The organism is Loktanella fryxellensis, assembly GCF_900110065.1.
In the GTDB taxonomy this organism is placed as follows: domain Bacteria; phylum Pseudomonadota; class Alphaproteobacteria; order Rhodobacterales; family Rhodobacteraceae; genus Loktanella; species Loktanella fryxellensis.
The window spans coordinates 73,721-87,230 of record NZ_FOCI01000005.1; the positions used below are offsets into that span (position 1 = coordinate 73,721).

13 protein-coding genes are annotated in these 13,510 nt (G+C 67.9%); 4 read left to right on the forward strand and 9 right to left on the reverse strand.

Translation table 11 applies throughout. From position 1 onward, the window contains the following. Window positions 1–104: 104 nt before the first annotated feature. The 6 genes from BMX16_RS05580 to BMX16_RS05605 all read right to left on the reverse strand — a co-directional run bounded on the left by BMX16_RS05580 (window position 105) and on the right by BMX16_RS05605 (window position 6,399). Complete coding sequence (locus BMX16_RS05580; protein WP_089900244.1) at window positions 105–470, reverse strand: NADH-quinone oxidoreductase subunit A; 366 nt, start codon at window positions 468–470, stop codon at window positions 105–107. Window positions 471–923: 453 nt separating this feature from the next. Continuing rightward, on the reverse strand, window positions 924–2,864 hold the full coding sequence (locus BMX16_RS05585) for an acetyl-CoA carboxylase biotin carboxylase subunit (RefSeq protein WP_089899998.1): 1,941 nt from the start codon (window positions 2,862–2,864) through the stop codon (window positions 924–926). Between the two features lie 14 nt (window positions 2,865–2,878). Beyond that, on the reverse strand, window positions 2,879–4,438 hold the full coding sequence (locus BMX16_RS05590) for a carboxyl transferase domain-containing protein (protein WP_089900001.1): 1,560 nt from the start codon (window positions 4,436–4,438) through the stop codon (window positions 2,879–2,881). After that, the gene (locus tag BMX16_RS05595; protein WP_089900003.1) at window positions 4,435–4,941 is read right to left on the reverse strand and encodes a lysozyme inhibitor LprI family protein; all 507 of its coding nucleotides are present in this window, start codon (window positions 4,939–4,941) and stop codon (window positions 4,435–4,437) included. The genes BMX16_RS05590 and BMX16_RS05595 overlap by 4 nt, the downstream gene beginning before the upstream one ends. Before the next feature lie 13 nt (window positions 4,942–4,954). Further along, complete coding sequence (locus tag BMX16_RS05600) at window positions 4,955–5,239, reverse strand: hypothetical protein (protein WP_089900006.1); 285 nt, start codon at window positions 5,237–5,239, stop codon at window positions 4,955–4,957. Beyond that, a complete protein-coding gene (locus tag BMX16_RS05605; RefSeq protein ID WP_089900009.1) occupies window positions 5,236–6,399 on the reverse strand; it encodes an acyl-CoA dehydrogenase family protein in 1,164 nt (387 codons plus the stop codon). Before BMX16_RS05605 ends, BMX16_RS05600 begins: the two co-directional genes overlap by 4 nt. 102 nt (window positions 6,400–6,501) lie before the next feature. On the opposite strand from BMX16_RS05605, the gene BMX16_RS05610 reads away from it, so the two are divergent. Next, window positions 6,502–6,957: a CreA family protein gene (locus BMX16_RS05610; RefSeq protein ID WP_089900012.1), complete on the forward strand. Its 456-nt coding sequence runs from the start codon at window positions 6,502–6,504 to the stop codon at window positions 6,955–6,957. A 36-nt stretch (window positions 6,958–6,993) separates the two neighbouring features. Here the strand turns inward: BMX16_RS05610 and BMX16_RS05615 are convergent, their stop codons facing one another. Together BMX16_RS05615 and BMX16_RS05620 are read right to left on the reverse strand one after the other, a co-directional pair. Continuing rightward, on the reverse strand, window positions 6,994–7,509 hold the full coding sequence (locus BMX16_RS05615) for a hypothetical protein (protein ID WP_143057998.1): 516 nt from the start codon (window positions 7,507–7,509) through the stop codon (window positions 6,994–6,996). Between the two features lie 155 nt (window positions 7,510–7,664). Beyond that, window positions 7,665–8,327 carry an HAD-IA family hydrolase gene (locus tag BMX16_RS05620; RefSeq protein ID WP_089900017.1) on the reverse strand — a complete coding sequence of 221 codons (663 nt, stop codon included), beginning with the start codon at window positions 8,325–8,327 and terminating at the stop codon, window positions 7,665–7,667. Between the two features lie 141 nt (window positions 8,328–8,468). On the opposite strand from BMX16_RS05620, the gene glmU reads away from it, so the two are divergent. Together glmU and glmS are read left to right on the forward strand one after the other, a co-directional pair. Continuing rightward, complete coding sequence (glmU, locus tag BMX16_RS05625; RefSeq protein ID WP_089900020.1) at window positions 8,469–9,818, forward strand: bifunctional UDP-N-acetylglucosamine diphosphorylase/glucosamine-1-phosphate N-acetyltransferase GlmU; 1,350 nt, start codon at window positions 8,469–8,471, stop codon at window positions 9,816–9,818. A 4-nt stretch (window positions 9,819–9,822) separates the two neighbouring features. After that, window positions 9,823–11,646 (forward strand): glutamine--fructose-6-phosphate transaminase (isomerizing), encoded by a 1,824-nt coding sequence (gene glmS / locus BMX16_RS05630; protein WP_089900023.1) that lies wholly within the window; start codon window positions 9,823–9,825, stop codon window positions 11,644–11,646. A 280-nt stretch (window positions 11,647–11,926) separates the two neighbouring features. On the opposite strand, the gene BMX16_RS05635 is transcribed toward glmS, so the two are convergent. Beyond that, complete coding sequence (locus tag BMX16_RS05635; RefSeq protein WP_177174576.1) at window positions 11,927–12,400, reverse strand: D-galactarate dehydratase; 474 nt, start codon at window positions 12,398–12,400, stop codon at window positions 11,927–11,929. 95 nt (window positions 12,401–12,495) lie between these two features. Here BMX16_RS05635 and moaA point away from each other — a divergent pair, with 95 nt between their 5' ends. Then, window positions 12,496–13,503: a GTP 3',8-cyclase MoaA gene (gene moaA, locus BMX16_RS05640; RefSeq protein ID WP_089900027.1), complete on the forward strand. Its 1,008-nt coding sequence runs from the start codon at window positions 12,496–12,498 to the stop codon at window positions 13,501–13,503. The last annotated feature ends 7 nt before the right edge of the window (window positions 13,504–13,510 follow it).

Genomic DNA, 13,510 nt, shown 5'->3' on the forward strand with positions numbered 1-13,510 from the left:
GGCAGTCCGGGTGGCCGGGACCCGCCATTTTCATCTATGTGGCGTATGCCTGTCTGCGGGAGAGGTCAAGGCGCGGACCTGCGGTCAGCAGTCACAGGACCGGGTTATTGCCAGTCCAGCGCGCCCTTCTTCCACTCATAGGCGAAGCCGGCGGTCAGCACCGCAAGGAACACCATCATCGACCAGAAGGCGGTCATGCTGATGTCCTGGAAGGCCACGGCCCACGGAAACAGGAACGCCACTTCCAGATCGAAGATGATGAACAGGATCGACACCAGGTAGAAGCGCACGTCGAACTTCATCCGCGCGTCGTCGAAGGCGTTGAAGCCGCATTCATAGGCGCTGACCTTTTCCGGGTCCGGCGCCCGCACGGCGATCACGGCAGCCGCGAGGATCAGGATCGCCCCGAGTGCGATCGCCAGCCCGAGGAAGATCATGATCGGCAGGTATTCGGTCAGCATCGCGTCCACGGGATCATCCACTCTGGCAGAAGGTGCAGTCTTGCGCGCAAGGTTTACCCCCGTCCCCCGCCGGGGTCAACGGGCGGTGCCGGGTCACGGGTCGATGCAACGTGGTCAATCCAATGCGTCGGGGTGCCGCGCAGGTGCACCGCCGAAATGAGCCCCCCTCGAACATCCGCGATGGGCGACCCGATGCTCGAAATGTGCTCTCATGCCGTTATTCGCGGTCTTGTGCGCGCGCAGACGACCACCGCATTCTACGCATCTCAGATCGGGTCTTGGATCCAACCGCAGCGCCTCGGATATGTCGACCTTGACCCATGCGCCATTCAGCTTGGCTTCGCAGATGTCCTGTCCATGTCCCATGACCAGACGTTAGGCAGGCTTCGCAAAATACGCAAATTCAAAGGCGCAGGGCGATACGTATGTCGGTCATCAATCAGGCCACGCCCCCCGCCGGGGTCAACGGGCGGTGCCCGCCTCGTCGGCCTCCAGCGTGACCAGTGCAGCCCCGGCCTTCACCTGATCTCCGGGCGTCACGGCGACGGTCGCCACGGTGCCGTCGCGGGGCGCGCGCAACACATGTTCCATCTTCATCGCCTCCAGCACGACCATTCGCTCGCCCGCCACCACCACCTGTCCCACGGCGACGGCCACCTGCGCCACAAGGCCCGGCATCGGTGCCAGCACCGCGTCGCCGCCGGCGCCTGCGGCCTTGCGATCGAGCGGATCGGGGATGCCGAACGTCAGGGGCCCTGCCCCGAACAGCGTGACTGCATCGCCGTGCCGCATCGCCGGGGGCAGCCGCACACCATCCGCCCGCCAGCCCTGCGCGTCGTGCTGCAAGCGCACCGTGCAGTCCCCGACGCGGGCGTCCCAGCCACCCGCCATCGGCGTCAGCGTGACGATGTGCGGCTCCTCGCCCTGCAACAGCGTCACATTGCGGGATATCGGCTGCCACAGGGCGAATCCCTGCCACGGCGTCGGCCAGTCCAGCCCCGCCGCGATCAGCGCCGCATGGGCGCACTGCGCTGGCGTCGGCACCGCCGCCTGCGTCAGCGCAGGTGTACGCCCGATCAGCCCGGTATCCATCTGCCCGGCGGCGAAATCCGCATCCGCCGCCAGCCTCTGCAGGAAGCCGAGATTCGTGACCGTCCCGGCGACTTGCGTCGCGTCCAGCGCCTGCCGCAACCGCGCCAGCGCCGTGGCGCGGTCGGGGCCATGCACCGTCACCTTGGCGATCATCGGGTCGTACCACGGCGAAATCTCCGCCCCCGTCGTCACACCGCTGTCGATCCGGGCGGTGTCCGGGAACGCCAGATGCGCAAGGGTACCGGTGGCGGGCAAAAAGCCTGCTGGCACATCTTCGGCGTAAAGCCGCGCCTCGAACGCATGGCCGGTGATGGTCAGCTGGTCCTGCGTCAGGGGCAACCGCCCGCCAGCCGCCACGATCAACTGCCATTCCACCAGATCCACGCCGGTGATCGCTTCCGTCACCGGATGCTCGACCTGCAGGCGTGTGTTCATCTCCATGAACCAGAAACCGTCGGTGCGCAGACCGCGGCTCGCGTCCACGATGAACTCGATCGTGCCCGCCCCCGCATAGCCGATCGCGCGGGCCGCCCGCACCGCGGCGTCGCCCATCGCGGCGCGCATGGCGTCGGTCATGCCGGGGGCCGGGGCTTCCTCGATCACCTTCTGGTGGCGGCGTTGCAGGGAACAGTCCCGCTCGAACAGATGGACCGCGTCATGGCCGTCGCCGAACACCTGCACCTCGATATGCCGGGGGCGTTCGATGTATTTCTCGATCAGCACGCCCGCGTTGCCGAAGGCAGTCCGCGCCTCGGCCCGCGCACTCTCCAGCGCCTCGGCGAAATCCGCAGCCCGCTCGACCAGCCGCATCCCCTTGCCGCCGCCGCCCGCGACTGCCTTGATCAGCACGGGATAGCCGATCCCCCCTGCCTCCTGCGCCAGCACGTCCGCGTCCTGATCCGCGCCGAGGTAACCCGGCACCACGGGCACGCCCGCCTGCGCCATCAGCGCCTTGGCCGCGTCCTTCAGCCCCATCTTGCGGATGGCGTCGGCGGACGGCCCGATGAACACCAGCCCCGCCGCCGTCACCGCATCGACGAAATCCGGGTTCTCCGACAAAAAGCCATAGCCCGGATGGATCGCCTGCGCGCCCGTGTCCAGCGCTGCGCGGATGATCAGGTCACCCCGCAGATAGCTGTCGGCGACGGGCGCGGGGCCAAGGCGCACCGTCTGGTCGGCCATCGCCACGTGCAGCGCGTCCGCATCGGCGTCGGAATAGACCGCCACCGTCTGCACGCCCAGCCGGCGGCAGGTGCGGATGATCCGGCAGGCGATTTCGCCCCGGTTGGCGATCAGGATGCGGTCGAACATCTGCGGGGCCTCGCTCACATGCGGAACACGCCAAAGCGTGTCTGGGGGATCGGCACGTTGCAGCAGGCCGCAAGGCTTAGGCTGAGCACCGCCCGCGACTGGCGCGGGTCGATCACGCCGTCGTCCCACAGCCGCGCGCTGGCATAGAGGGGATCGCTCTGCGTGGCGAACTGATCCAGCACCGGCTGCTTGAAGGCCGCTTCCTCCGCGACACTCCACGCCTGACCCTTGCGCTCCATCGCGTCGCGCCGCACCGTCGCCAGCACGCCTGCCGCCTGTTCGCCGCCCATCACGGCGGTCCGCGACGTGGGCCATGTCCACATGAAGTCGGGGCTGTAAGCCCGCCCACCCATGCCGTAATTTCCGGCGCCATAGCTGCCGCCCACGACCATCGTGATCTTGGGCACCTTCGTCGTGGCCACCGCCGTCACCATCTTGGCCCCGTGGCGGGCGATGCCTTCGTTCTCGTACTCCCGCCCCACCATGAAGCCTGTGATGTTCTGCAGGAAGATCAAGGGGATGCGCCGCTGGCTGCACAGCTCGATGAAATGCGCGCCCTTCTGGGCGGCCTGACTGAACAGCACCCCGTTGTTGGCGATGATCCCGCAGGGATAGCCGTCGATATGCGCGAACCCGGTCACCAATGTGTCGCCGAACCGGGCCTTGAACTCGTCGAAGCGCGATCCGTCCACGATGCGACTGATCACCTCGCGGATGTCGTAGGGCGTGCGCAGGTCCGCGGGCACCACGTCGAACAGGCTCTCTGCGTCCAGTACAGGAGGAACGCCTGCGATCCGCTTGATATCGCTGACATCCCGGCGCGATACGCTCGCCACCGCCTGCCGTGCGAGGGCCAGCGCATGCGCGTCATCCTCGGCCAAATAGTCGGCCACGCCGGACAGGCGGGTGTGCACGTCGCCGCCGCCCAGATCCTCGGCGCTGACGACCTCTCCGGTCGCGGCCTTGACCAGTGGCGGCCCGGCGAGGAAGATCGTCCCCTGATCCCGCACGATGATGCTGACGTCGGCCATGGCGGGCACATAGGCACCGCCCGCCGTGCAGGATCCCATGACGACGGCGATCTGGGCGATGCCGTCCGCCGACATGTTCGCCTGATTGTAGAAGATGCGTCCGAAATGGTCGCGGTCGGGAAACACCTCGTCCTGATTGGGCAGGTTGGCCCCGCCGCTGTCCACCAGATAGACGCAAGGCAGACCGCAACGCGCCGCAATCTCCTGTGCGCGCAGATGTTTCTTGACCGACAGGGGGTAATAGGTCCCGCCCTTCACCGTCGCGTCGTTGCACACGACCATGACCTGCACGCCCTGCACCCGGCCCACGCCGGCGATCACGCCGGCCCCCGGTGCCGCCCCGTCATACATCCCGTGCGCCGCCGTCACGCCGATTTCCAGCCAGGGCGCGCCTGCGTCCAGCAGGTGCGCCACCCGGTCGCGCGGCAGCATCTTGCCCCGCGCCACGTGGCGGTCGCGGGCCACGGCGTCGCCCCCCGCCATCGCGATAGCAGCCGCATCGGCGACCCGCGCCAGTGCCGCCAGATGTGCGGCACGGGTCATTGCAGGCCCGCCAGCCCGTCGCGCAGCACAAAGGTCTGCTCGGCGGTGACCAGCATCCGGCACTGGGCGGACGCCGGACCCTGACCCGTGCCGCCGCCCCACTTGGCCACCTCGAAGGCGCATCGCGCATCGCGGTAGCCGATCCATGCCCGCTGCATGTCGCGCAACGCGGGCACCTGCTTGGGTGCGTTCGGACTGTCCACCGCCGCCTGCGCATCGTTGGCGGTGTACAGCGTCAGCAAATCGGCATAGGCGGCGTTCAGCCCCGCATCCCACATCTCCCACTCCAGCGACAGGCAGCCGCCCATACCGATGGTGCTGTCACCGCCGACGTTGTCCGTCATGCAGGCCTCGGCCGATCGTCCGACGCAGTCCATGCGCGCGCTGCCTTCGGCCTGCGCCACGCAGGCGCGGGTCGCCGCGTCGTCGAACAACAGGTCTTGCGCCAGTGCGGGCGCGGCGCCGATGACTGCAAAGGCAATGACTTGCCAGACGATCTTCATGTCGATGCCTTCCTCAAGCCTGCGGGCCGTCGCCGACGACGACCTGCCCGCGCGGTCCCATGACATAGGTGAAACTGCGCCCGTCCGGGTGATGGCACACCACCACGATGCGCGCCTGCGGATGCGGCGCACCCGCACAATCGGTCTGCGTGGCACCCGCCCCGGCCTCGGCCAAGTACATTTCGGCGGCGCGGGTGATGATCTCGGTCTCGGACACCGGCTGCCCTGTCCGCAGCCCGAGGTATCCGGTGAACACGACCAGCGCGCCCAACGGCGCGAACAGCGCCCAGCGCCTCATGCCATCGCCGCCATCATCTCTCGGCCCACCAGCATCCGGCGAATCTCGCTGGTGCCTGCGCCGATTTCCATCAGCTTGGCGTCGCGGAACAGGCGGGCAACGGGGGCGTCGGCCATGAAACCCGCACCCCCCATCGCCTGCACCGCCTGATGCGCCTGCTTCATCGCCTCCTCCGAGGCATAGAGGCAGCACGCCGCCGCATCCGCCCGCGTGACTGTGCCCCGGTCGCAGGCGCGCGCGACCTCGTAGACATAGGCGCGGGCGCTGTTCATCGCCGTGTACATGTCGGCGATCTTGCCCTGCATCAGCTGGAACGACCCGATGGGCTGACCGAACTGGCGACGCTGCGCGAGATACGGCATGATCTCGTCCAGACAGGCGGCCATGATCCCCAGACCGATACCCGCCAGCACGACGCGCTCGTAATCGAGGCCCGACATCAGCACGGCGACGCCGCGCCCTTCCTCGCCCAGCACGTTCTCGAACGGGACCTCCACGTCGTCGAAAATCAGCTCCGCCGTGTTCGACCCGCGCATCCCCAGCTTGTCGAAATGTGCGCTCGTGCTGAACCCCGCCATCTCCTTCTCGATCATAAAGGCGGTGATGCCGCGCGATCCGGCAGCCTTGTCGGTCTTGGCATAGACCACCAGCGTGTCGGCGTCGGGGCCATTGGTGATCCAGTATTTCGTACCGTTCAGATGGTAGTGGTCGTTGCGACGCTCTGCGGCCAGCGACATCGACATCACGTCCGACCCGGACCCCGCCTCGCTCATCGCCAGCGCACCCACGTGTTCGCCACTGACCAGCCGCGGCAAGTAGTGGGCCTTCTGCGCCTGCGTGCCGTTCAGCTTGATCTGGTTGACGCACAGGTTGCTGTGCGCCCCGTAGGACAGCGACACGCTGGCACTGGCGCGGGCGATCTCCTCGATGGCGACCGTATGCGCGAGGTAGGTCATGCCCGCCCCGCCGAAATCCTCCGGCACGGTGATCCCCAGCAGGCCCAGATCACCCATCTCGCGCCACAGGGCTTTCGGAAAGGCATTGTCGCGGTCGATGCCTGCCGCCATCGGCTTCACCCGGGCCTGCGCCCAGTCGTGGACCATGGCCCGCAACGCATTCACGTCCTCGCCCAGATCGAAGGTCATGGCGGCGTGGAACATGGCATCGCATCCTTTATTGAACACTCGTTCAATTCCTAGCAATCCGCCGCCGCCCCGGTCAAGCATCTTGCGCGATCGCACCCCACGGTTATACCGCACGGCATGAAATACATCATCTCTGCCGCCCTCGCCCTGTTCCCCCTGACCACCGCCGCAGAAGAGGTCGGGTCCGTCGGGGTGGACTGGGTCGGCAACGACATCGTGATCGAGGCAATCGCCGACCCGGAGGTGCAGGGCGTGACCTGCCATCTCGCCTACTTCGACCGGTCGCTGATCGACCGGGTGTCGAACGGCAACTGGTTCGAGGATCCCTCGAACTCCTCCATCGCGTGCCGTCAGACCGGCCCCATCGTGATCGGCGACATCGACCGGTCCGAGGGGGGCGAGGATGTGTTCTCCGAACGCCAGTCGATCATCCTGAAATCGATCCGCATCAAACGCATCTTCGACGAGGCGAACAACACGCTGATCTATCTGGCGCATGCCAACGAGCTGACGCAAGGCTCTGCCAAGATGTCGATCTCGACCGTGCCGCTGTATCAGCCCGCCGCCGACTGACGCCCCCCGCAGCCGCGCATCGCGGGCGGGACAGGATCACCTCACGCCGAACCGCGACAGGTCCAGCTTGCGATGATTGCGCCGTTCCGCCGCCGTCAGCGGAAAGCGGCGCAGCAGGGCGTCGTTCTCGTTATGGACCCGCGCGCCGTAGTCCTGCCGCAGATGGCTCATCAGCCGCACATGGGCGTCGATCCATGTGGACCGGGCGTAGTCGTCGGTCCCGACGATCCCGTCCAGCGCGCCCGGCCACCACCGCCGCACCATCACCAGCCAGCCCGGCACCTGCACGCGGCGCGTCTCGCGCTCGATCCGCATGGCGATCAGGCGCGTTTCGCGGCGCAGCACGCGGTAGAGCAGTTCGTGACCGTCCAGCGTCTCGCGCGTGCGCTCGGCACCCCCGTCGTCCACGACCAGATCGAAGAACGGCCCCTGCCCCTCCACGTGCGGCGTACCATCGCCGCGCGGCTGCAGGTCAAGGACATAGCCCGGATCGGGCCGGTTGATCCGCGCAAGGGCGGCGCGGATTTCGCGCTCCACTTCTTCCAGTCTCATGACGCGCCCTCCCGCCCATCCTCGGCTGCACCGGACCTCGCCCGCCGAATGCCGCCTGTGTCCAATCTGAACGTCAGCCAGTGGCCCATGTCCAGCCCGCCCGCGCGGTGCGTGTGCGAACAGGGCCACATGCACCGCACACGGGCAACGCCCAGTCAGCCGATCAGGTTGCGCACGACCGCTGGCAGATCGTCGAAATGATCCAGCAGCGCGGCAGGCCGCAACGCCGCCATGTCCGCCCCCGCAGGGCCGAAGGTCACCAGCACCGCAGGCACGCCCGCCGCGGCAGCGGTCTTGGCGTCGGTTTCGGTATCGCCAACCAGCAGGCAGCGCGCCATGTCGCCACCCGCCGCCTGCACCGTGGCGATCAGGTGCCCCGCATGGGGTTTCGGCGTCGGCGTGCTGTCGGCCCCCAGCACCGCGTGAAAGCGGCCGTCGATGCCCAGCGCCGTCAGCAATTGCTGCGTCAGGCCCAGCGGCTTGTTCGTGCAGATCGCCACGCGGTAGCCGTCAGCGGTCAGCGCATCCACTGCCGCCATCGCACCGGGATAGAGCGTGGTGTGCGTGCTGATCGCGCGGGCATAGTGATCCAGCAGCGGCTGGAACTGCGCATCCACGACCGCGTCGTCCAGTTGCCCCGCCCGTTCCAGCCCAAGCCGCAGCATGGCCCGCGCACCGCGCACCGCCGTCTTCTGGTCGCGCGCGGGGTCCAGCAGATCGCCCAGCCCCATGTCGCGGAAACAGGCGTTGCCTGCGGCGATCAGATCGCCGCTCGTGTCGACCAGCGTGCCGTCCAGATCGAAAACCACCGTGCGCATCGCGTCATTCCCCTTTTCGAAAACGGGCCTTGTTACAACCGGCAACCTTGCGTGGCCGCAGCATGACCGGCCCTGCCTTGTATGCGGATGGGGAACGGATACAACCCGGCACAATTGCGACCGCACCAAAGGGGCTGGCCCATGACCACCGCACTGATCGTCCTCGCTGCCGGCAAAGGCACGCGCATGAACGCCGACCTGCCCAAGGTGCTGCACCCGCTGGCGGGTGCGCCGCTGCTGATCCACGCCCTGCAGGCGGGCGGCGCGCTGGACCCGGACCGCACCGTGGTCGTGACCGGCCACCGCGCCGAACTGGTCGAGGCTGCGGCCCGCGCCTTCGACGACCGCATCACCTGCGTACGGCAGACGGAACAGCGCGGCACCGCCCATGCGGTGGCGCAGGCCGCCCCGGCGCTCGAAGGCTTTCACGGTGATGCGGTCGTGCTCTATGGTGACACGCCCTTCATCACCGCCGAGACGCTGGAGGCGATGCTGGCCGCCCGCGCGCGCCACGACGTAGTCGTGCTGGGCTTTCACGCCGCCGTTCCGGGCCGCTATGGACGCCTCGTGATGGATGGCGACGCGCTGGCGGCCATCGTGGAATACAAGGACGCCGACGACGCCACCCGCGCCATCGACCTGTGCAACTCCGGCGTGGTCTGCGCGGATGCAGGCATGCTGTTCTCGCTGATCGCCGCGGTGGGCTGCGACAACGCGGCGGGCGAATATTACCTGACCGACATCGTGGGCCTCGCCCGGGCGCGCGACCTGTCCGCCGGTGTCGTGACGTGTGACGAGAGCGAGACGCTGGGCATCAACTCCCGCGCCGAGCTTGCGCAGGCCGAGGCGCAGTTCCAGTGCCGCGCCCGCGATGCCGCCATCGCCGACGGCGTGATCCTGCCCGCCCCGGACACGGTGATCTTCGCCCACGACACATGGATCGGTGCCGATGCGGTGATCGAGCCCTACGTCGTCTTCGCCCCCGGCGTGACGGTCGAGAGCGGGGCCACGATCCGCGCGTTTTCCCACCTCGAAGGCTGCCACGTCAGCCAGGGCGCGGTCGTCGGCCCCTATGCCCGCCTGCGCCCCGGCGCGGAACTGGCCGAGGGGGCGCGCGTCGGCAACTTCGTCGAGGTGAAGAACGCGGTGATCGACGCGGGCGCCAAGGTGAACCACCTGACCTATATCGGCGACGCCCATGTGGGGGCCGGTGCCAACGTGGGCGCCGGAACAGTCACCTGCAACTACGACGGCGTGAACAAGCACCGCACGGTGATCGGTGCCGGCGCGTTCATCGGGTCGTCCACCATGCTGGTGGCCCCGGTGACGGTCGGTGCCGGGGCGATGACCGGCTCAGGCTCTGTCATCACCCGCGACGTGCCCCCCGGCGATCTGGCGCTGGGACGGGCGACACAGGTGAACAAGGCGGGTCTGGCCACGCGCCTGATGGAGAAACTGCGCGCCCTGAAGGCCGCAAAGGCAAAGGTCTGATCCCATGTGCGGCATCGTCGGCATCCTGTCCTCGCACGAGGCGGCCCCCATTCTGGTCGAGGCGCTGAAGCGGCTCGAATACCGCGGCTACGACAGTGCGGGCATCGCGACCGTTCAGGACGGCCGGCTCGACCGCCGCCGCGCGGTGGGCAAGCTGGTGCACCTGCAGGACCTGCTGGTGCACGACCCGCTGGCGGGCAAGGCAGGCATCGGCCACACCCGTTGGGCCACCCACGGCGCACCATCCGTGCGCAACGCCCATCCGCACAGCACCGCCCGCGTCGCCGTGGTGCACAACGGGATCATCGAGAACTTCCGCGCCTTGCGGCAATTCCTGGCCGACAACGGCATCGGATACGAGACCGACACCGACACCGAAACGGTCGCCCTTCTGACGCAATATCATCTGGATCAGGGGCTGCCCCCGCGCGAGGCCGCACAGGCCACCATTGCCCGGCTGGAGGGCGCCTACGCCCTGTGCTTCCTGTTCGACGGCGAACCCGACCTGCTGATCGCCGCCCGCAAGGGCAGCCCGCTGGCCATCGGGCATGGGGATGGTGAGAACTTCGTGGGCTCCGACGCCATCGCACTGGCCCCCATGACCGACCAGATCACCTATCTGGACGAAGGCGACTGGGCCGTGGTGACCCGAGCTTCGGTCGAGATCCGAAATGCCGCAGGCGAACAGGTCAGCCGCGCGCGCAAGACCATCGCCACCGGGGCCGCGGCGGTGGACAAGGCCGGCTACAAGCACTTCATGGCCAAGGAGATCGCCGAACAGCCCACCGTCCTGCAAGGGGCCCTTGCGCACTACATCGACGCAGACGGCGCACGCGTGGTGCTGCCGGATGCCGGTCTGGATTTTGCACAGGTCGAGCGCCTGACGCTGGTCGCCTGCGGCACCGCGTTCTACGCCTGCATGGTGGCGAAATACTGGTTCGAACAGACAGCCCACCTGCCGGTGGAAATCGACGTGGCGTCGGAATTCCGCTACCGCGAACCGCCCGTCACGCCGGGCACGGTCGCGATCTTCGTCAGCCAGTCGGGCGAGACGGCGGATACGCTGGCCGCCCTGCGCTACATGACGGGCAAGGCGGATCGCATCCTGTCGGTGGTGAACGTGGCCGAATCCTCCATCGCGCGCGAAAGCGATCTGACGCTGCCAATCCTTGCAGGCGTAGAGGTGGGCGTCGCCTCGACCAAGGCCTTCACCTGCCAGCTGACCACGCTGGCGCTGCTGGTGCTGAAGGCGGCCCGCGACCGGGGCCACATGACGGCGGCGCAACTGGCCGATCGTCTGGCCGACCTGCAGCGCCTGCCCGGCCTGATGAACGCCGCCCTTGCCGTAGAAGGCCCCGTCCGCGCCCTGACGCAAGAGCTGTCCGAGGCCCGCGACATCCTGTTCCTCGGCCGGGGTGCGATGTATCCGCTGGCGCTGGAAGGCGCGCTGAAGCTCAAGGAGATCAGCTACATCCACGCCGAGGCCTATGCGTCAGGCGAATTGAAGCACGGCCCCATCGCGCTGGTCGACCCAATGGTGCCGGTGATCGTCATGGCTCCCACCGACACGCTTTTCGACAAGACGGTGTCAAACATGCAGGAGGTGATGGCCCGTGGCGGCAAAGTGTTGCTGATCACCGACGCCACCGGCGCCGCCGCAGCCTCCGACGGTGTGTGGAAGACGCTGGTGCTGCCCGACGTCTCGCCGTTCCTGGCACCGATCCTCTATGCGGTGCCGGCGCAACTGCTGGCCTACCACACGGCGATCGCCAAGGGCACCGACGTCGACCAGCCACGCAACCTCGCGAAATCGGTCACGGTGGAATAGTCGTCCTGCGGGCAAGTCCCGCAGGATCGGGCCGGGGGCCAGCCCGTCGCCGTCTGGTCCTCGGACCAGTGGAGGATCAGCCAGCGACCACCGGGATATTTCTGACCAGAAGAACGGGGGGACGCAGACCACGATCTGCGTCACATGCGACTCACCTGCTTAAGCTAGAGCAGATTGTGTCTAGATATGCGACGCGGTCCTCATTCTTCTGGTCAAAAGTATCCTGGGGTCCGGGGCAAAGCCCCGAAAAGGGGTGGGCGGGCGGGGCCCGCCACACCCGTCACCGCGCGCTGACGGTCACTTCCGCGATCTCGGTCAGCGGAATATTCAAGAGCCGCATAGCGGCCAACGAAATCTGGCTGCCCGACCCCGCACTGCCGCCCGACGGGCGCAGTTCCACATTGGCATCGGTGCCGTTGTAGCTGACGCGCCCCGGCGTCAACTCGTCCACCAGTGGCGTCTTCAGCCAGATCCCCGGTTCCGTCGGTGATCCCAGCGTCGCCAGCGTCGTGCCCAGCGCGGCGCTCGGCGTATCGACCTCGACATCGAGGGCCGCCGCGCGGTCGGCGTCGGTCGTGGTGTCGAACTCCGTCACCGTGCGGGCGGCGGCGGGGGGGCGCGGCGGCGGCGTGGGGTTCAGCGTCGCGGCGGCCGCGGCGGTGCCGGTGGCACCCGGTCCGGGTGCCGTGGCGGAAGGCATGATCGCGCCACAGGCGGTCAGGGCGAAGGCGGGGAGGATCAGGAGGAGTTTCATGCCACACAGCTAGGCCGCGCACGACGCACAGGCAAGTGCGCCGTGCCCGCCTTGCGCCGGGTCCCGCCGGGTCATAGGTTCGGTGCATGACAATCATGCCCCCGCCGCCACTGATCGACCCTTTCGCCCGCGCGATCCGCTATCTGCGGGTGTCGGTCACGGACCGATGCGATTTCCGCTGCGTCTACTGCATGTCCGAAAACATGACCTTCCTGCCCAAGCGCGACCTGCTGACGCTGGAAGAGCTGGAGCGGCTGTGCGGCACCTTCATCCGCCTTGGCGTGCGCAAGCTGCGCATCACCGGCGGAGAGCCGCTGGTGCGGCGGGACATCATGACCTTCTTCCGCGCCATGTCGCGGCATCTGGACAGCGGCGCGCTGCAGGAACTGACGCTGACCACCAACGGCAGCCAGCTCGAACGCTTTGCCGAAGGTCTGGCCGCCTGCGGCGTGCGGCGCGTGAACGTCAGCCTCGATACGCTGGACGCCGACAAGTTCGCCCGCATCACGCGCTGGGGCCGTCTGGATCAGGTGCTGCGCGGCATCGACGCGGCGCAGGCGGCGGGCCTGCGGGTCAAAATCAACACCGTGGCGCTCAAGGACTTCAACGAGGACGAGCTCTTTACCCTGACCGACTGGGCCGCGTCCCGCGACATCGACATGACCTTCATCGAGGTGATGCCGATGGGCGATCTGGGCAACGAGGACCGCATCGACCAGTACTGGTCGCTGCGCGACCTGCGCGCGCGGTTGGCCACGCGTCATCCATTGACCGACCTGCCCGACGACACCGGCGGCCCCGCCCGCTATGTCCGGCTGGCGGACACCGGCCAGCGGATCGGGTTCATCACCCCGCTGTCGCACAACTTCTGCGAAAGCTGCAACCGGGTCCGCATCACCTGCACCGGAGAGATCTATACCTGTCTGGGTCAAGAGGGGCACGCGGACCTGCGCGCACCCCTGCGCGCCTCCGACGGCGATGCCCCGCTGGAGGCGGCGATCAGGGCCGCCATCGCGTCCAAACCCAAGGGCCACGATTTCGACTATGCCCGCCAGACCGTCGCCGGGCAGGTCAGCCGCCACATGAGCCATACCGGCGGCTGATGCAGGC